The following is an 18,290-nucleotide window of genomic DNA, read 5'->3' as shown; positions in this document are numbered from 1 at the left end:
CTTTTAAGGAATGATTTTAGAAGGGAACTCTGCAAAAGCAGGTGAACAGTTTTACTACAAGGAGGAAATAAAATGCCTTTAGTTTCAATGACTGAAATGCTGAACAAAGCATTAGAAGGAAAGTATGCGGTTGGTCAATTTAACATTAACAATCTTGAGTGGACTCAAGCAATCCTAGCTGCAGCTGAACAGGAAAAATCTCCTGTAATCCTTGGGGTTTCTGAGGGTGCTGCCCGTCATATGGGTGGATTTAAGACAACCGTTATGATGGTTAAAGGTCTGCTAGAAGATATGAAAATTACAGTCCCAGTGGCGATTCATCTTGACCACGGTTCAAGCTTTGAAAAATGTAAAGAAGCAATTGATGCTGGCTTTACATCTGTTATGATTGATGCTTCTCATCATCCATTTGAAGAAAACGTTGAAACAACGAAAAGAGTAGTGGAATATGCTCACTCAAAAGGTGTTTCTGTTGAAGCTGAATTAGGAACAGTCGGCGGACAAGAAGATGATGTTGTAGCTGACGGAGTGATTTATGCAGATCCAAAAGAATGTCAAGAGCTTGTAAAGCGCACAGGCATCGATTGCTTAGCTCCTGCTCTTGGTTCTGTTCACGGCCCTTACAAAGGTGAACCAAATCTTGGCTTTAAAGAAATGGAAGAAGTACGCGATTTAACAGGTATTCCTCTAGTTCTTCATGGAGGTACAGGTATTCCTACGAAAGATATTCAAAGAGCGATTTCTTTAGGTACTTCTAAAATTAACGTAAATACTGAAAACCAAATTGCATTTACAAAAGCAGTTCGTGAAGTCTTAAATGCTGATCCAAACGTTTATGACCCACGCAAATATATCGGCCCTGGCCGCGAAGCAATTAAACAAACAGTAGTTGGCAAAATTCGTGAATTCGGCTCCAACAACAAAGCATAATATCTAAACCGCCTATATGGTGGTTCCGTCGAAGAATGCGAGCATTTGTCAACATTCTGACGAAACCGCCTAGAAGGCGGTTTCGTTGTATCTTAATTTAACAGGGGGTATAAAACATGAAATTTTTTATTGATACTGCAAATATTGAAGAAATTCGCGAAGCATACGAACTAGGTATTCTATCAGGGGTTACTACTAATCCATCATTAGTTGCTAAAGAAAAAAATATTTCTTTTCATGACCGTCTAAAAGAAATAACTGCATTGGTTGAAGGCTCCGTCAGTGCGGAAGTTATTGCAACAGATTATGAGGGCATGGTGAAAGAAGGAAGAGAATTAGCTGCTATAGCTCCTAATATCACAATTAAAGTTCCTATGACTCCAGATGGACTAAAAGCTGTTCATACATTTAAAAAAGAAGGAATTCAAACGAATGTGACGCTCATTTTTAGTGCCAATCAAGCTTTAATGGCTGCAAGAGCAGGAGCTACCTATGTATCTCCATTCCTTGGAAGATTGGATGATATCGGACATGACGGGTTAAAGCTAATCTCCGATATTGCTGATATTTTCGCAATCCATGATATTGAAACCGAAATCATTGCAGCATCCATTCGTCATCCAATGCATGTTACAGAGGCGGCTTTAAAAGGTGCCCACATTGCGACAGTTCCTTATAAAGTCATCATGCAAATGTTCAATCATCCGCTTACGGATAAAGGAATTGAGGCATTTCTTAAGGATTGGGCCGGAAGATAACCCAAACAAAAAAGAACTCTAGCCTAAGTTTCGTTCTAAACTTCTTGTCATCCTGTTAGAAAGTTTTGTTGAAGGTATGAAGATGGAAATTCCCATCCAATTATGATACAAAATGCTTATTTTCAAATTTTTTATATAAAATTACATGAGTTCCAAATTTTTGTGTAAACTATATAGATAAAGACTATGTCAAATTGTGTTTATTTTTGTTAGGAAATCATGGTTTTGAAAATAGCATGTAATACATCTTTCTAACGGTTGAGCGTAGAAGGGAGTTTATTATGGAAAAGCTAAAAATCGCTGGCGGTTATCCGCTTAAAGGAACCATTCGTGTGAGTGGTGCAAAAAACAGTGCTGTTGCGTTAATTCCTGCCACTATTTTGGCGGACTCTCCTGTAACGATAGAGGGGCTGCCTGAGATTTCTGATGTAGAAATATTAAAAGGTCTTTTAGAAGAAATCGGCGGAAGTGTTTCTTTTAAAGATGGTGAAATAATGGTCGACCCAAGCACCATGATTCCAATGCCCCTACCAAACGGAAGAGTAAAAAAACTTCGAGCATCTTACTATTTGATGGGGGCAATGCTTGGTCGTTTTAAAAAGGCTGTCATCGGTTTGCCTGGCGGGTGCTATTTAGGGCCCCGTCCAATTGATCAGCATATTAAAGGATTTGAAGCGTTAGGAGCCCAAGTGACGAATGAACAAGGTGCGATTTATTTAAGAGCCGATGAATTAAGAGGAGCGCGCATATACTTGGATGTCGTCAGCGTAGGTGCAACGATTAATATCATGCTGGCTGCTGTTTTAGCAAAAGGCCGAACCATTATCGAGAATGCAGCGAAAGAACCTGAAATTGTAGATGTAGCAACTCTTCTAACAAACATGGGCGCTAAAATCAAGGGAGCAGGTACGGATGTGATTAGGATTGATGGAGTTGAAAGCTTGCACGGATGTCGTCACACCATTATTCCTGATAGGATTGAAGCCGGTACATATATGATTTTGGCAGCTGCTATTGGACAAGGAATTCTTGTGGATAACGTAATTCCTCAGCATCTTGAGTCGCTAATTGCTAAACTACGTGAGATGGGTGTCACTATTGAAACAAGAGATGACCAAGTATTTGTCACTCCAGGTCCACGTCTGAAATCTGTTGATGTCAAAACACTTGTGTATCCAGGGTTTGCTACAGATCTTCAGCAGCCTTTTACTGCTTTACTGACGAAGGCGGAAGGAACAAGCGTTGTAACGGACACCATTTACGGAGCACGTTTTAAGCATATTGATGAACTACGACGTATGAATGCAAATATTAAGGTTGAAGGTCGATCTGCGATTGTCACCGGTCCTGTTCAGCTTCAAGGAGCAAAGGTAAAGGCGAGTGATTTGAGAGCAGGCGCTGCTCTAGTGATTGCCGGACTTATGGCTGAAGGGATTACAGAAATCACGGGGATTGAGCATATTGACCGGGGATACAGTCATTTAGTAGACAAGCTTAGCGGCCTAGGTGCAACCATCTGGCGTGAAAAGATGACCGAGGAAGAGGTAGAGCAATTAAAAAGCTCCTAAATATTAGGAGCTTTGCGTTTTGATTTACGCTGTCAGTTGTGGATTGAACCTGTTCGAGGAGCAGATTTACCATAGACGGTAATAAGCACCGGAAAATGCGAGCGTTTACAGGCGGTCTTAATATGGAGAGTTTTCCCTAAAAATACTTCCTCATTAACATAACAAATTTCTCCCTTAATGTGCTACAATTTATATAGAATTGTGTTATACCAATAACTGATCTTTGGGTCAGGCTAGGTATAGATTGATATAAAAAAGCGTGTTAAACGCAAATGTTGTATGTACATAGGGAGGAACCACAATGGAAAGAAGCTTATCAATGGAGCTAGTACGTGTAACGGAGGCAGCAGCATTAGCTTCTGCACGTTGGATGGGTCGTGGATTAAAGGATGAGGCGGATGAGGCTGCTACATCTGCTATGCGTGACGTTTTTGATACCGTTCCAATGAAGGGAACCGTTGTAATTGGTGAAGGAGAAATGGACGAAGCTCCAATGCTTTATATTGGGGAAAAGCTTGGAACCGGCTATGGTCCACGTGTAGACGTTGCCGTTGATCCTTTAGAAGGAACAAATATTGTCGCTTCGGGAGGATGGAATGCTTTGGCTGTATTGGCTATCGCAGATCATGGCAATCTTCTACATGCTCCTGATATGTATATGGATAAGATTGCAGTTGGTCCTGAAGCTGTAGGACAAATTGATATTAACGCTCCGATCATAGACAATTTAAAAGCTGTAGCAAGAGCAAAAAACAAAGACATCGAGGATTTGGTAGCAACCATCTTGAATCGACCGCGCCATGCTGAGCTCATTCATAAGCTTAGAGAAGCTGGTGTGAGAATAAAACTCATCAATGATGGAGATGTTGCGGCGGCGATCAACACGGCATTTGACCAAACTGGTGTAGACATCTTATTTGGTTCAGGAGGCGCACCTGAAGGAGTTTTGGCTGCCGTTGCATTAAAATGCTTAGGTGGAGAAATTCAAGGGAAGCTGCTTCCGCAAAATGATGCTGAAGTAGAACGCTGCAAAAGCATGGGACTTGATATTAATAAAGTACTTCGTATGGAAGACCTTGTCCGAGGTGACGATGCCATTTTTGCTGCAACAGGTGTCACAGATGGCGAGTTATTGCGGGGAGTCCAATTCAAAGCGAATTACGGAGAGACCCATTCTGTCGTTATGCGGGCCAAATCAGGCACAGTCCGCTTTATCGATGGCCGCCACAGCTTAAAGAAAAAACCAAACTTAGTGATCAAATGATACGTAGTAGTGAAACACTGAAACCACATTATATGTTGCGTATAGATCAACAGCTATTCGCATAAAAAAGAGTTTTTCCATAGATTAAGCAAGTTTTCTATAGCTTTTCTGCTTAATTCGAAATGCAATGAATATTCTGAGCTAAGCGAGCGTATCTGGCCCGCTTAGCTCAAATAACATTCCCCCTTATATAATAGCTTGATAATTTTTTTAGAAAAAAGTAAAATAGACTTTGTTTTAATTCATAATCTCTCGCTTTATCCCTTTCTTCATAAAATTGCTGCTTGGCGTTTCCTTCTGTATTATCTTCTAAAAGCTTTTATATTTTATCCTTACATTATAAAGCTTCATCTAAGTCTTAACACATTTCAGAATGCCTTCAGCCTAATCACGTTATTTATTATTTATTTCTTAAATTACAAAAGAGTGGTGTCACTATGAGTTTAACGATCGCGAATTTAGAAAATATGAAATTGAAAGAACTGTACGAGCTTGCAAAAGAGTATAAAATTTCATACTACAGCAAGCTGACAAAAAAGGAATTAATATTTGCTATCTTAAAAGCGCAGGCCGAGCAAGATGGATTGTTGTTTATGGAAGGTGTACTTGAAATCATCCCTTCAGAAGGCTTTGGTTTCCTGCGACCTATAAACTACTCTCCTAGTTCGGAGGACATATATATATCTGCTTCCCAAATTCGTCGCTTTGACCTAAGAAATGGGGATAAGGTTTCTGGTAAGGTTCGACCTCCAAAGGAAAACGAAAGATACTTCGGATTGCTTCACGTAGAAGCGGTAAATGGCGATGATCCTGAATCGGCAAAGGAACGTGTGCATTTCCCAGGATTGACTCCACTGTATCCAAATCGTCAAATCAAGCTTGAAACAACTCAAAAGAACCTATCAACCCGTATTATGGACGTAATTGCTCCGGTTGGTTTTGGTCAGCGTGGACTTATTGTTGCTCCTCCAAAAGCGGGTAAAACCATGCTGTTGAAAGAAATTGCAAATGCTATTACAACCAATCATCCGGAAGCGGAATTAATTGTTTTATTAATTGATGAACGTCCTGAAGAAGTAACGGATATTGAGCGATCCGTTGCAGGAGACGTTGTAAGCTCAACATTCGATGAAGTACCGGAAAATCACATTAAGGTTGCAGAGCTTGTATTAGAACGTGCAATGCGGTTAGTTGAGCATAAAAGAGACGTCATTATTTTAATGGATAGTATCACTCGTTTAGCCCGTGCGTATAACCTAGTTATTCCTCCGAGTGGAAGAACTCTGTCGGGTGGTATTGATCCTGCGGCATTCCACCGTCCAAAAAGATTTTTTGGAGCGGCGAGAAATATAGAAGAAGGTGGAAGCCTAACAATTCTTGCTACAGCATTAATTGATACAGGTTCTCGTATGGACGATGTGATTTATGAGGAATTTAAGGGAACTGGAAACATGGAGCTTCATTTGGATCGTTCTCTTGCAGAAAGACGTATTTTCCCTGCCATCGATATTCGTCGTTCAGGTACTCGCAAAGAAGAGCTACTCATTCCAAAAGAACATTTGGATAAACTATGGGCAATCCGCAAAACAATGTCGGACACTCCTGACTTTGCTGAAAGATTCCTTCGCAAGCTAAGACAAACAAAGAGCAACGAAGAATTTTTTGCGATGCTGGACGAAGAAATGAAGGGCAGCGGAGTAAAAAAATAAGGCTCTTTTCTAAAAGATTGTTGTTTTTACATAGGTTCTGGGAATGAAAACCGTTGATAAAAAAGTTGGTTGATTGGAGCGTAAGGTGCGAGACTCCTGCGGGAGCAGCGGGACAGGTGAGACCCCACAGGCGCTGCACGCCGAGGAGGCTCACCGCCCGCCCCGCGGAAAGCGAGCATCCTGGAGCGGAAATCAACCGATCCTCACTACTTGTTAAAAAGCAACAAAGTTTGCGAAAACAACCAAAAATAAAGAGCAGTTGCAAATCATATAAGCCCTTGCTATAATGAAAAGGTATGTTTTATAAATAAAATGTGATGAAATATCACATATTTGTTCATATAACTCTGTTTCAGATGATTCAGGGCGGAAGGAGATGAAAACAATGAAAGCAGGAATTCATCCTAATTACAAAAAAGTACTAGTTAAATGTGCTTGCGGTAACGAGTTTGAAACTGGCTCAGTTAAAGATGAGGTGCGCGTAGAGACTTGCTCTGAGTGCCATCCATTTTACACTGGACGTCAAAAATTCGCTGAAGCTGGCGGCCGCGTAGATCGTTTCAACAAAAAATACGGTCTTAAATAATAACGAACGTCTAAAAACAGGCAAGGATCCGTTCCTGCCTGTTTTTTTCTTATAATCTTGCAGTTCGGGTAAGGACATTGCTTCGACAGGATCAGGAAGGCTACTGCAGCAACACCTCGCAAGAAGGAAGGAGCTAGCTTTACGAGAACGTCGTGAGATCTTCGTTCTTTTGGACACTGCTTTCACTTTTTCGAAAATCTTCTTTTGCTCGGATAATATTACCCCTAGCAAGAAAAAATGATATATGATTCAATAGTAAAGGTGAAAAAATTAGGAAGTAATGCTTCATATTCCATGGGTATTAGGGAAGGAGAGGCTTGAACGTGTATGTAATGAAGCAATCGGGTTGGATGGAATTGATTTGCGGCAGCATGTTTTCAGGGAAATCAGAAGAACTGATTAGAAGAGTACGTCGCACGCAATTTGCTAAACAAAAAACGGTAGTATTTAAGCCGATTATTGATAATCGTTATGCAGAAGAAGCGGTCGTTTCACATAATGGAACTTCGGTAATGGCAATACCAATTGAAAAATCGACAGATATTTTTAATCATATTGATGAGACACTGGATGTTATTGCGATTGATGAGGTACAATTTTTTGACGAAGAAATTGTGGACGTTGCCCAACATTTGGCAGATAGCGGCTATCGTGTCATTTTGGCAGGACTTGATCAAGATTTCCGTGGGGAGCCTTTTGGTCCGGTGCCAAAACTTCTGTCTTTAGCAGAAACTGTAACAAAGCTACAAGCAGTTTGTGCTGTCTGTGGTTCTCCTGCTAGCCGTACACAAAGACTTGTAAATGGAAAACCTGCTTCTTATGATGAACCCATTATTTTAGTTGGGGCATCTGAATCATATGAGCCGAGATGCCGTCATCACCATGAAGTTCCAGGAAAAAAAGATGCCCATGAACGGAAAGTGAAAACAGAAGAAACGCTTTAATCTTTTTGAAAGCTCTTGCCATGATGGCAAGAGTTTTTTCTTATGCTTCTTGTTAAAAATTGTCTTTCTATCTTTCTCATTCACATCGACTGATAAGGGAAGGCTAATAGCAGGAGGTGTTACTTTTTTATGATAAAGTACTGTCTGTTACTGCTTTCTTGGCTTCTTATATCAGCTTGTGGTACCAATGACTTGGTTGAACACCAAGCAGAGGATATAAAAGGAACAACCTTTATTTCGAATGATCCTAAGGCTGTTTATGAAAGGGGAGGATATGTTTACGATCCTACCTTAAACCCATATGCCCAAAACAACCTTTATCCTTTAAGCGATGAGGAACGAAATGCAGCGCTTCGTTCGGATGTAAACCGTGCACGTCTTGTAATCCTCGAAAAAACAGATTTTGAAACGGGACCGATTTCGATTAATGGAAATCGTATGTGGGTGACGGTTTATGATCATCGTTTGATGAAAAATAATAAAGAAAAAATTCAAAAAGAAGCTCTTGTTCACAAGCATTTGTCTAAGGCTTTCCCGAATTACAATATAGAAGTGAAAATGGAAGAAAAACACAGGTGAAAATGGAGGGAGTGTCGAGTTTTCTTGTTCATAAAGGCTGTTTTCGTAAAGTTTGGTGCTTTTTTCGTGTAATGTAACGATACGATCGGAGTTGATTGTAGCGGAGGGTACTTGACTCCTCGAAAATGCATTCGCATTTCCTTCCGTGAGGTGTTTTATTCAATGTCCTGCGGGAAAAAGAGGGAAGTGGGAGATCCCACGGGCGGTACGCCGAGGAGTGACATCCCTCCCCGCGGAAAGCAAGTGCCTAGAGCGGAAATCAACGAGCAAACTTTATCGTCTAAAAACAACAATCAATGCGAAAAGAGCCTTCATTAAAAACTCGACACCTTGCTCATACATAGTCCAAGTCCGAATTCATTTTGACGTTGATAATTCACCTATACTATAATAAGAATGTTATGGATAAAATTCGAGGTGAATGATTGTGATAGATCGTCTACAAGCAGTTGAGGATCGTTACGAGAGATTAAACGAACTCTTAAGTGATCCGGAAATTGTGAATAACCCAAAAAAGCTGAGAGAATATTCAAAGGAACAGTCTAGCATTCAGGAGACTGTAACTGTTTATCGTGAATATAAAGAAATCCGCCAGCAATATCAAGACGCTAAAGCGATGCTTGAAGAGAAGCTGGATGCTGAAATGCGTGAAATGGTAAAGGAAGAAATAAATGAGCTTGAAGAAAAAATGGAAGAGCTTGAAGCAAAGCTGAAAATTCTTCTTCTTCCTAAAGATCCGAACGATGACAAAAACGTTATTATGGAGATTCGCGGAGCTGCAGGAGGAGAGGAGGCAGCGCTATTTGCCGGCAACCTTTACCGCATGTACACCCGCTATGCGGAAATGCAGGGCTGGAAAACGGAAGTGATTGAGGCTAGCCCAACAGGACTTGGCGGTTATAAAGAGATCATCTTTATGATTAACGGACAAGGTGCGTACTCTAAGCTGAAATTTGAAAATGGTGCACACCGTGTTCAGCGTGTTCCGGAAACAGAATCCGGAGGTCGTATTCATACGTCCACAGCTACTGTAGCTGTTTTACCAGAAGCAGAAGAAGTGGAAGTAGAGATTCATGAAAAAGACATTCGCGTCGATACGTTTGCATCCTCAGGACCAGGAGGACAAAGCGTTAACACAACCATGTCTGCTGTACGCTTAACGCATATTCCGACAGGCATCGTTGTATCCTGCCAAGACGAAAAATCGCAAATCAAAAACAAAGAAAAAGCGATGAAGGTGTTGCGTGCTCGTATTTACGATAAGTTCCAGCAAGAGGCACAAGCTGAATATGATCAAAATCGTAAGCTTGCTGTAGGAACAGGTGACCGTTCTGAACGAATCCGTACGTATAACTATCCACAAAATCGCGTAACGGATCATCGCATCGGATTAACGATCCAAAAGCTCGACCAAATTATGGAAGGTAAGCTGGATGAAATTATTGAAGCTTTAATTTTAGAAGACCAATCCAATAAGCTTCAGAATGCTGGTGAATAATATGACGATGAAAGTGTTTGAAGCCCTCCATTGGGCTTCTTCTTTTTTAAAAGAAAATGGCCGTGATGAAAATGCTGGGGAAATATTATTAAAGCATTATATGAACGTGTCACGCTCTAAGCTATTAGCAAGCCTCCATGATGTGCTGCCGGAAAAGGTGTGGGTCGAATTTCAAAAATCTGTAGAAGAGCATGCGAAAGGTGTTCCCGTTCAATATTTAATTGGATATGAGGAGTTTTATGGGAGAAGCTTTATCGTGAACAAGGAGGTTTTAATCCCTCGCCCTGAAACAGAAGAACTAGTGTATCATGCCCTGAAAAAGATTCCTGCCATTTTTTCGGATAGGGAGATCTCACTCGTGGATGTTGGAACGGGAAGCGGGGCAATCGGTATTACGATGAAACTCGAAATGCCTGAGTTACATGTCGTTCTTACAGACATTGCAGAGGCTTCTCTTGACGTTGCGAGAGAGAATGCGATAGCCTTAGAGGCCGATGTACAGTTCATAAAAGGTGACCTGCTTCAGCCATTTATTGAAAAAGGGATAACATTCGATGTCATCTTATCCAATCCACCCTATATTCCTGAAGCTGATAAGGTGTGGATGTCAACGGTCGTAACAGACCATGAACCGCACCGTGCTCTTTTTGCTGGCGTAGACGGTTTGGATTTGTACCGTCGCTTCATGACAGAGCTGCCAAAGGTCATAAAAACTCCAGGGTTGATTGGTTTTGAAGTAGGTGCTGGGCAAGGAAATGCTGTTGCGGCAATGCTAAAAGAAACCTTCCCTCAAGCTGAAGTTTCTGTAGAATACGACATCAATGGAAAAGACCGAATGGTTTTTGCGGAAATGAAGTGAAACTTCCATCAGTGGGGGGTCTTTATCCCCCACTGATTAGCCTGAGGCACACAGGATGTGAGTCACACAGACGTTGCCACAGGACGTGGCGTTTTTAGTCTGTGATCCTTATTTTCGGGCTTTTACGGGCAGCCAATCATGAAGTAAAAGAAACTTCACCTATAATGATGAAAATGGTTTTTTATTGACCATACTACATCTACGGCTGGAGGAGAAGGTCGGATTACTGTGGAAAGTAATTAGATTACTTGTATAAAGGAACTCGCAGTCCTCGAGGTTTTAAGAGTACCTGAGAGATTGCGAGTTTTTTTCTATTTTACTAGTTTAGGATAAGAGATTTTTGTCCAAACTGATGGGTGTAAGGGAAGGGGAGAACGTAATATGAAAAGAAAGCACCTATCAGTCGTTTATTTATTAATCTTAACTATTGGAACAATTTTAAGTTTATATATGCCGAAGGAAGAACAGGCGAATGCGATGGTAGAGACAGTGGTCATCCCGAAAGAAGCGATCCGTCTTCGTATTCTGGCCAATAGCGATCGTTCAGAGGATCAAGCAGTCAAGCGTGCAATTCGGGATGCCGTGAATACAGATATCACAGAGTGGGTTAAGGATTTGACTAGTCTGGAAGAAGCTAGACAGGTAATTCAGGCACATCTTCCTGAAATTGAACAAAAAGCAGCTCAAAAGCTTGAGGAATACAACTTAACTCAAAGCGTTAAAGTCGAATTCGGGAAAGCCAATTTTCCTACAAAGCTATATGGACAGTATTTATATCCAGCCGGTGAGTATGAAGCCATTGTTATAACATTAGGGGAAGGCAAAGGCGCCAATTGGTGGTGTGTACTATTCCCGCCGTTGTGTTTTTTGGATTTCTCAAGTGGTACGGCAGTCAGTGAAGGTTCTTTTGAAGACGATTCCTCCTCTATAGAAGAATCGCAGCCATTACAAAATTCTAAAGAAACCACAAGCTCTCAAGAAAATGCTGACAAGACAATATACGTCAGTCAGGATGAACAGCCAATCGAAAAAAAATTCTTTCTAATAGAACTTTTTAAGAGTTTATTTTAAGAGCGGAGCGAAACGCTCTTTTTTATCGATCTTATCCACAACTCTATTATAAGTAGTTCTACTGTGGACAATTTGTTCATAGAGTGTAATAGAATGATTTGAAAGGGTGTGGATTAATGATTTTTCGCAAAGCAGAAGAAAAAGATATAATCGCAATAGAGGAATTTTTGTTAGAGGCTGGGGTATCAGCCATTGGGGTAAAACAAAATTATCCGTATTTCCTTATGGCAGAGGATGAAAACAACACATTGATAGCTACGATTGGAATTGAGCCAGTAGAGAGCGGCGGATTATTGAGATCGTTTGTATTCTCGCCTACTTTTCCACAATCTTTACTGGCACCCTTTTTTCAACAAACCTTATTGCTTGCAAAACAACAAAGTTTATCTAGTGTCTATTTGGCTTCTGATAAAGAAGCATCATTCCCTTTTTTTAAAGCGCTTGGCTTTAAAAAAATAAGGTCAGAGGATCTTCCGGAATCTATCAAGTTGTCCCCTCATTGCACTAATATGCTTGAGTATGAAGATGTTTTTTTCATGGAGAAAACGCTTCATTAAATTCACATATCCACAAAGTTATCCACTGTTTTTATGATGATATCCACATTTTGTGGATATTATTTATGTTTATTCCCTTCTTTTACAATCCTTTTTATAAAAGTATAGGATTTATCTTGTATGTTTTAGGTTTGGGAGAACGTTAAAAAGGGCTGCAAACTTGAAATAACACAGTGATGCCCAAATTATACTTTTTTAATGGGTAGCTTATGATAGAATAAGAAAAGCTAAAAAAGGAAAAACGAATTGAAGGTGTGAATAGATGAATACAATTGTATGGAAAGTGGATAACTTTGTGGATAAAAACATTGATTGTCCACAAATTTCACAGGCTGCCGAGCTCCTTCGAAAAAATGAAGTAGTCGCTTTTCCAACTGAAACAGTGTATGGGCTAGGAGCTAACGCAGCATCCGATGAGGCTGTGGAAAAGATTTATAAAGCAAAAGGGCGTCCAAGCGATAATCCACTGATTGTCCATATAGCTGACATTGATCAGCTTCACAATATCGTAAAGGAGATCCCTGAAAAAGCCCACAAATTAATTGATGCGTTTTGGCCAGGGCCGTTAACCATCATCTTCAGAAAGAAATCAGGGCTTTCTCACTTGGTCACAGCTGGTCTAGATACTGTTGCAGTCCGGATGCCTGACCACCCGATTGCACTTGCACTGATAAAAGAATCAGGCTTGCCAATTGCAGCTCCAAGTGCAAATACATCAGGAAAGCCTAGTCCAACTACATCTGATCACGTTAAAAGGGACTTGTTTGGAAAGATCGCAGGAATTATCGACGGTGGCGAAACAGGTGTAGGTGTTGAATCGACAGTTTTGGACTGCACGGAAGAGATTCCTGTCATCCTAAGACCAGGCGGTGTCACAAAAGAGCAGCTAGAAGAGGTAATAGGAGAGGTACGTTTGGACTTGGCGTTAGAAAACGAAAGGGTAGTGCCTAAATCTCCCGGAATGAAATATACTCATTATGCTCCCGAAGCACCCCTTATATTAATAAAAGGGAGCAAGAAATTTTTCCAAAAGCAAATTGATGAGAAAAAGGCAGAAGGTCTTAAGGTGGGTGTTCTTACAACAATTGAGAACGCAGATGAATATAAAGCAGATTACATCGTGACTGTTGGCTCTTATCGAAATTTAGAAAGTGTAGCAGCAGGTTTATATCGAGCTCTTCGAAGCTTTGATGACAAAGATGTGGATATCATTTTTGGAGAAGTCTATCCAACGTCTGGCATAGGACAAGCCATCATGAATCGCTTAATGAAGGCAGCCGGACAACAGCTTATTAGCGAGTAAACATATTTATAAGTTTTCGCATTTCAAAAGGATGAGCGATCTATCATTGGTGACGACCGATAAATGGAATTGACGACCGATATAATGTTGTCGACGACCGATATATCGGATTGACGACCGATATTTTGATGGTGACGACCGATAAATGGGATTGATGACCGATATTTTGATGGTGAACCGATAAATGGAATTGACGACCGATATAATGTTGTCGACGACCGATATATCGGATTGACGACCGATATTTTGATGGTGACGACCGATAAATGGGATTGACGACCGATATTTTGATGGTGACGACCGATAAATGGAATTGATGACCGATATAATGCTGTCGACGACCGATATATCGGATTGACGACCGATATAATGCTGTTAAAGGCCGATATCTTGTCCCTGATGCCCGATGCATTGTCTAAACTGACGATATTTTTTCCAAATTGACCGATAAATTGACTCCAAATCGGCTGTCATTTGTCAAAGTAACATTTGAAGGAATGATCTTTCAATCTCGCGGGATTATTGTTCAAACCGGCGGGATTATCGCAGAAACTCGCGGTATTATTACCGAAATTGGCGGGATGATCAAGAAACTCGTCAGGATTGGAATTATGTTTGAAGTGCTGCTGGATTTGGAAGTCTGCAGATTATTAGGTACATGAATGCTCCTCATAAATTATTTTTCCATCATTCTATTTTTCTTTGGACGGGCATAAGTTGAAATGAGGCACGTCCAAGGAGGTAGATGGATTGAATACGATCGCCGGTGAGGTTCTGGCATTAATGTTAATGGCTTTAGCATTAGGTATGGATTCATTTTCAATAGGATTAGGCATGGGGATGTTTAAGCTGAGATTAAGACAAATTTTTATTATAGGCATAACGGTCGGCATTTTTCATATTTGGATGCCATTATTGGGAATGATAGCAGGGCGATTTTTGTCCGATCAATTTGGGACTTTCGCTACGTACGCGGGGGGGATTTTATTACTCGTGTTGGGAATCCAAATGTTTATATCAGGTATCAGAGGGGAAGAAGAAACAATGCTTGCACCTGTTGGATTGGGCTTATTGTTATTTTCCCTAAGTGTAAGCCTGGATAGCTTTTCAGTTGGCTTATCACTTGGAATTTACGGTGCCAGAACAATGGTTGCGATCCTTCTTTTTGGGATCTGTGCCACTATTTTGACGTGGCTAGGGCTTGTGTTAGGGAGAAAAGTACAAGCATTTGTAGGGAAATATAGTGAATTCTTAGGGGGAAGTATATTAATTGCTTTCGGAATTAAACTGCTTCTGCCTATATAAACCAATGCCCGGACTGTTTAGAGTGCCGGGTTTTTTCTTGGCAGATGGGGCTGTGCAATAAGTCGATATTTCGACTATTGGATGTCCCTTTTTATGTTTAGAAATGCTGATATATCAACATTCTTAATTTTCACTTTTCAATGATTTTGCCCTTTTCGGACATCCCTATCTGCATAAGTGCAACTACGCCAATCGGCGAGTTTTCTTTATGATAAAATAGAAAGAAATAATGAATGAGGGGTATGGAAATAGTAAGAAATAAATTATAATAAATACATGTAAAGGAGGCTGGTGTATGACTCGAGTATTATTCGTTTGCACAGGGAATACGTGCAGAAGTCCTATGGCAGAAGCTATATTAAAAAGTAAAGAAATACCAGGAGTTGAAGTGAAGTCTGTTGGTGTTTTTGCGAGCGAAGGACAATCTGCATCTACCTATGCAACCGAAGTGCTTTCAGACCACGGAATTCAACATAACCATTCGTCAAGGCCCCTATTAAAGGAGGATGTTGACTGGGCTACTCATATTTTTACAATGACAGAAGGACATAAGGGAGCGATCCTACAGTTGTATCCTCATGCAAAGGATAAAATTTCAACATTAAAAGAATTTGTTTTGGACGATAATAATAATAGAGATGTTATAGATCCTTTTGGCGGAACAAAAGATACCTATTTAGAAACGTTTCAAGAACTAAAGGATTTGATTGATAAGCTGGCAGATAAACTATCAAAACACGAGAAGTAAATTTACAGGGGGAAATTTCAGTGGAGGGGAAAAAGCATTATAAATTTGGGCTAAGGAAAAAATTAGCTCTATTCATTACGGTACTTGCGATTATTACATATTCATCGAGCGCATTTTTTATTTACATTATATATCCGAAATTTTTTAGTGGAATAAACGAAGGGCTTTTTACAATTGTTACGTTGGCCCTTGGTATCCTGTGGTCAGGGATATTGGCATTTTTTGCAGCCGGTTTTATCATCAAGCCTCTCCAAAACCTAGAAAAGGTAGCTTTAAAAGCTGCACAAGGCAATATTAGGGAAGATCTTGAGGTTTCTAAGTCGGATGATGAAATTAGGTCATTAGGCATTGCTTTTAATCATATGCTTTATAATTTAAGAGATATGGTAAACAATATAGAAGAAAACTTCCGCCAAACAAATGAAAAGGTTATCAATATTTCGAAAGAATCCTCCCGCGCAGCGGAACAGGCAGAAAACATTTCCCGCACAATTAAGGAAATTTCTCTAGGTGCCGATAATTCTGCCGTTTCTATACAAAATACGGCCGAATCTGTAGAAGATATCATTACGATTGCAAAGCAAGTGCAAGATAAAGCGAAATCTTCAGTGATCACTTCACACGAGATGGTTTCTGAACTAAAAAGCAGCAAGGAAGTCATTCATTCATTGATTACGGGCATTCAGCATCTGGCGAAAGAAAACCAGAATTCTCTTCAAGCAGTAAAGAGGCTAGAAGAAAATGCGAAGAAAGTCGAGCAAATCATTCAATTAGTTGGAGATATTGCTGCACAAACCAATCTGTTGGCTTTAAATGCTTCAATTGAAGCTGCTCGAGCAGGAGAGCATGGAAAGGGATTTGCCGTTGTGGCAGAAGAGGTACGACTTTTGGCTGATGAAAGCGGTAAAGCTGTTCAAGGCATTTCTACTCTAATCCAAAATATCCAACAGGATGTTCAGTCCGTTGTAAAGCAAATTAGCGAACAGGTTAAAACCGCTAACGAAGAAGCGGATAAAGGCTCAGAGACAAATCGTATTATTGAAGAAATGACAGAAACGATTCATGAGGTTGCCGCTTCAGTTCAAGACATCACAACCTTAGTGGATGAACAAATGGAGTATATTGAACAAACAGCCATGCAGTCACAAGAGGTTGCTGCTATAGCAGAGGAAACATCTGCAGGAGCTGAAGAAGTAACATCCTCCATACAGGATCAAACAAAAGTGATTGCAAACGTAGAAGCTTTAGCCAATGATCTAAAGGAACAAGCGGAAAAATTAAAGCAGACAATTACAAGATTTCAAGTGTAAGAAGACAACAAAGGAGGCTGCTAGTTAATGAAGGTAGCAATAGCATCAGATCACGGTGGTATAAATATCCGTGAGGAAATTAAAAAGCTCATGGACGAAATGGGCATTCAGTATGAGGATTTTGGATGTGAATGTGAATCTTCCGTCGATTATCCTGATTATGCCTTACCGGTTGCTGAAAAAGTAGCAAATGGAGAATTTGATAGGGGAATATTAATTTGTGGAACCGGAATCGGAATGAGTATTGCAGCCAATAAAGTGAAGGGAATTCGCTGTGCTCTTGTTCATGATGTTTTCAGTGCTAAAGCAACAAGAGAACATAATGACACCAATATACTGGCGATGGGTGAGCGTGTAATTGGTCCAGGGCTGGCAAGAGAAATTGCTAAAACGTGGTTAACTACCGATTTTGAAGGCGGACGCCATGCAAACCGGGTAGGAAAAATCACAGAGTATGAAAACAAAAATCTATAACAATGGAGTTTTATTATGGGCAAAGACATCAGCTTTGAAACCGAGAAATATCAGAAAGACTTGGAAAACATACTAGCTGATTTGTCTCAGCGAATGGACTTTAATAGCTCCAAGCTTCTTGTCATAGGGTGCAGCACGAGCGAGGTAATAGGAAAACATATTGGAACAAGCGGGACAATGGAGGTTGCGGAGGCGCTTTTTTTCACTCTAAAAGCCTTTAGTCAAAAAACCGGCGTGCAGCTTGCCTTTCAGTGCTGTGAGCATTTAAATCGCGCACTTGTTGTGACAGAGGAGACGGCATTGAAATACGGGTATGAACAAGTAAGTGTTGTACCTGTAAGAAACGCTGGGGGAGCTCTAGCAGCAGCGGCTTATAACAACATGTCAGGTGCAGTCGTTGTCGAGCATATTAAAGCAGACGCAGGAATTGATATTGGGGACACATTAATTGGAATGCATATCAAGCATGTAGCAGTTCCTGTCAGAAGCACTCAAAAAACGATCGGACAAGCTCATGTAACAATGGCCATTTCAAGACCTAAACTCATTGGCGGAGCAAGGGCTGTTTACGAAAAAAGCGAAACCAATACACATTGTACATAAGGGGGCCTTTTAAAGGTTCTCTTTTTTTACTATGGCTCTTTTCTAAAAGATTGTTGTTTTTACATAGGTTCTGGGAATGAAAACCCGTTGATAAAAAAGTTGGTTGATTGGAGCGTAAGGTGCGAGACTCCTGCGGGAGCAGCGGGACAGGTGAGACCCCACAGGCGCTGCACGCCGAGGAGGCTCACCGCCCGCCCCGCGGAAAGCGAGCATCCTGGAGCGGA

The 18,290-nt window shown here is 40.7% G+C and carries 20 protein-coding genes; 19 read left to right on the top strand and 1 reads right to left on the bottom strand.

The window, feature by feature from the left end:
- Positions 1-72 precede the first annotated feature (72 nt).
- The 13 genes from GD441_RS13640 (at position 73) to GD441_RS13580 (ending at position 13,626) form a co-directional block, all read left to right on the top strand.
- Complete coding sequence (locus GD441_RS13640; RefSeq protein WP_153126985.1) at positions 73-930, top strand: class II fructose-bisphosphate aldolase; 858 nt, start codon at positions 73-75, stop codon at positions 928-930.
- A gap of 116 nt (positions 931-1,046) precedes the next feature.
- Complete coding sequence (fsa, locus tag GD441_RS13635; protein WP_153126984.1) at positions 1,047-1,688, top strand: fructose-6-phosphate aldolase; 642 nt, start codon at positions 1,047-1,049, stop codon at positions 1,686-1,688.
- A 281-nt stretch (positions 1,689-1,969) separates the two neighbouring features.
- Positions 1,970-3,256 carry a UDP-N-acetylglucosamine 1-carboxyvinyltransferase gene (locus GD441_RS13630; RefSeq protein WP_153126983.1) on the top strand — a complete coding sequence of 429 codons (1,287 nt, stop codon included), beginning with the start codon at positions 1,970-1,972 and terminating at the stop codon, positions 3,254-3,256.
- A 301-nt stretch (positions 3,257-3,557) separates the two neighbouring features.
- On the top strand, positions 3,558-4,520 hold the full coding sequence (gene glpX, locus GD441_RS13625) for a class II fructose-bisphosphatase (RefSeq protein WP_153126982.1): 963 nt from the start codon (positions 3,558-3,560) through the stop codon (positions 4,518-4,520).
- Between the two features lie 437 nt (positions 4,521-4,957).
- Positions 4,958-6,229 carry a transcription termination factor Rho gene (gene rho, locus GD441_RS13620; RefSeq protein WP_153126981.1) on the top strand — a complete coding sequence of 424 codons (1,272 nt, stop codon included), beginning with the start codon at positions 4,958-4,960 and terminating at the stop codon, positions 6,227-6,229.
- Between the two features lie 385 nt (positions 6,230-6,614).
- Positions 6,615-6,815, top strand: coding sequence for a 50S ribosomal protein L31 (rpmE, locus tag GD441_RS13615; RefSeq protein ID WP_153126980.1), 201 nt, complete (start codon positions 6,615-6,617; stop codon positions 6,813-6,815).
- Positions 6,816-7,138: 323 nt separating this feature from the next.
- Positions 7,139-7,759 (top strand): thymidine kinase, encoded by a 621-nt coding sequence (locus GD441_RS13610; protein ID WP_153127017.1) that lies wholly within the window; start codon positions 7,139-7,141, stop codon positions 7,757-7,759.
- Between the two features lie 129 nt (positions 7,760-7,888).
- Positions 7,889-8,338: a hypothetical protein gene (locus tag GD441_RS13605; RefSeq protein WP_153126979.1), complete on the top strand. Its 450-nt coding sequence runs from the start codon at positions 7,889-7,891 to the stop codon at positions 8,336-8,338.
- Positions 8,339-8,765: 427 nt separating this feature from the next.
- Complete coding sequence (prfA, locus tag GD441_RS13600; protein WP_153126978.1) at positions 8,766-9,836, top strand: peptide chain release factor 1; 1,071 nt, start codon at positions 8,766-8,768, stop codon at positions 9,834-9,836.
- Positions 9,837-9,843: 7 nt separating this feature from the next.
- Entirely contained in the window at positions 9,844-10,695 is an 852-nt protein-coding gene (gene prmC / locus GD441_RS13595; RefSeq protein ID WP_153127016.1) for a peptide chain release factor N(5)-glutamine methyltransferase, read from the top strand.
- Positions 10,696-11,076: 381 nt separating this feature from the next.
- Positions 11,077-11,766 carry a stage II sporulation protein R gene (gene spoIIR / locus GD441_RS13590; protein WP_153126977.1) on the top strand — a complete coding sequence of 230 codons (690 nt, stop codon included), beginning with the start codon at positions 11,077-11,079 and terminating at the stop codon, positions 11,764-11,766.
- Positions 11,767-11,882: 116 nt separating this feature from the next.
- Positions 11,883-12,323, top strand: a complete 441-nt coding sequence (locus tag GD441_RS13585; RefSeq protein WP_153126976.1) for a GNAT family N-acetyltransferase — start codon at positions 11,883-11,885, stop codon at positions 12,321-12,323.
- A gap of 262 nt (positions 12,324-12,585) precedes the next feature.
- Positions 12,586-13,626 carry an L-threonylcarbamoyladenylate synthase gene (locus GD441_RS13580; protein WP_153126975.1) on the top strand — a complete coding sequence of 347 codons (1,041 nt, stop codon included), beginning with the start codon at positions 12,586-12,588 and terminating at the stop codon, positions 13,624-13,626.
- Positions 13,627-13,669: 43 nt separating this feature from the next.
- Here GD441_RS13580 and GD441_RS13575 read toward each other — a convergent pair whose 3' ends face one another.
- Entirely contained in the window at positions 13,670-14,038 is a 369-nt protein-coding gene (locus tag GD441_RS13575; protein WP_153126974.1) for a hypothetical protein, read from the bottom strand.
- A 28-nt stretch (positions 14,039-14,066) separates the two neighbouring features.
- Between GD441_RS13575 and GD441_RS13570 the strand changes: the two genes are divergently transcribed.
- From GD441_RS13570 to GD441_RS13545, 6 genes are all read left to right on the top strand, one after another.
- Entirely contained in the window at positions 14,067-14,288 is a 222-nt protein-coding gene (locus GD441_RS13570; RefSeq protein ID WP_153126973.1) for a hypothetical protein, read from the top strand.
- Positions 14,289-14,409: 121 nt separating this feature from the next.
- Complete coding sequence (locus GD441_RS13565; RefSeq protein WP_420849707.1) at positions 14,410-14,931, top strand: manganese efflux pump MntP; 522 nt, start codon at positions 14,410-14,412, stop codon at positions 14,929-14,931.
- Positions 14,932-15,226: 295 nt separating this feature from the next.
- A complete protein-coding gene (locus GD441_RS13560) occupies positions 15,227-15,679 on the top strand; it encodes a low molecular weight protein arginine phosphatase (protein WP_153126971.1) in 453 nt (150 codons plus the stop codon).
- A gap of 20 nt (positions 15,680-15,699) precedes the next feature.
- Positions 15,700-16,989: a methyl-accepting chemotaxis protein gene (locus tag GD441_RS13555; protein ID WP_153126970.1), complete on the top strand. Its 1,290-nt coding sequence runs from the start codon at positions 15,700-15,702 to the stop codon at positions 16,987-16,989.
- 27 nt (positions 16,990-17,016) lie between these two features.
- Complete coding sequence (rpiB, locus tag GD441_RS13550) at positions 17,017-17,463, top strand: ribose 5-phosphate isomerase B (protein ID WP_153126969.1); 447 nt, start codon at positions 17,017-17,019, stop codon at positions 17,461-17,463.
- A gap of 12 nt (positions 17,464-17,475) precedes the next feature.
- The gene (locus GD441_RS13545) at positions 17,476-18,066 is read left to right on the top strand and encodes a TIGR01440 family protein (RefSeq protein WP_420849706.1); all 591 of its coding nucleotides are present in this window, start codon (positions 17,476-17,478) and stop codon (positions 18,064-18,066) included.
- Positions 18,067-18,290: the final 224 nt, after the last annotated feature.

The sequence above is a fragment of the Peribacillus tepidiphilus genome (genome assembly GCF_009466385.1).
GTDB classification, from domain to species: Bacteria; Bacillota; Bacilli; order Bacillales; family DSM-1321; genus Bacillus_BN; species Bacillus_BN tepidiphilus.
This window is presented reverse-complemented; position numbering and strand designations above follow the sequence as displayed.

Coding starts and splice junctions, on each gene's coding strand:
- glpX (WP_153126982.1), top strand. CDS start 3,558: ATGGAAAGAAGCTTATCAATGGAGCTAGTACGTGTAACGGAGGCAGCA.
- GD441_RS13565 (WP_420849707.1), top strand. CDS start 14,410: ATGTTAATGGCTTTAGCATTAGGTATGGATTCATTTTCAATAGGATTA.
- GD441_RS13630 (WP_153126983.1), top strand. CDS start 1,970: ATGGAAAAGCTAAAAATCGCTGGCGGTTATCCGCTTAAAGGAACCATT.
- rho (WP_153126981.1), top strand. CDS start 4,958: ATGAGTTTAACGATCGCGAATTTAGAAAATATGAAATTGAAAGAACTG.
- prmC (WP_153127016.1), top strand. CDS start 9,844: ATGAAAGTGTTTGAAGCCCTCCATTGGGCTTCTTCTTTTTTAAAAGAA.
- GD441_RS13640 (WP_153126985.1), top strand. CDS start 73: ATGCCTTTAGTTTCAATGACTGAAATGCTGAACAAAGCATTAGAAGGA.
- GD441_RS13580 (WP_153126975.1), top strand. CDS start 12,586: ATGAATACAATTGTATGGAAAGTGGATAACTTTGTGGATAAAAACATT.
- rpiB (WP_153126969.1), top strand. CDS start 17,017: ATGAAGGTAGCAATAGCATCAGATCACGGTGGTATAAATATCCGTGAG.
- GD441_RS13585 (WP_153126976.1), top strand. CDS start 11,883: ATGATTTTTCGCAAAGCAGAAGAAAAAGATATAATCGCAATAGAGGAA.
- GD441_RS13560 (WP_153126971.1), top strand. CDS start 15,227: ATGACTCGAGTATTATTCGTTTGCACAGGGAATACGTGCAGAAGTCCT.
- spoIIR (WP_153126977.1), top strand. CDS start 11,077: ATGAAAAGAAAGCACCTATCAGTCGTTTATTTATTAATCTTAACTATT.
- fsa (WP_153126984.1), top strand. CDS start 1,047: ATGAAATTTTTTATTGATACTGCAAATATTGAAGAAATTCGCGAAGCA.
- GD441_RS13575 (WP_153126974.1), bottom strand. CDS start 14,038: ATGCATCGGGCATCAGGGACAAGATATCGGCCTTTAACAGCATTATAT.
- rpmE (WP_153126980.1), top strand. CDS start 6,615: ATGAAAGCAGGAATTCATCCTAATTACAAAAAAGTACTAGTTAAATGT.
- GD441_RS13605 (WP_153126979.1), top strand. CDS start 7,889: ATGATAAAGTACTGTCTGTTACTGCTTTCTTGGCTTCTTATATCAGCT.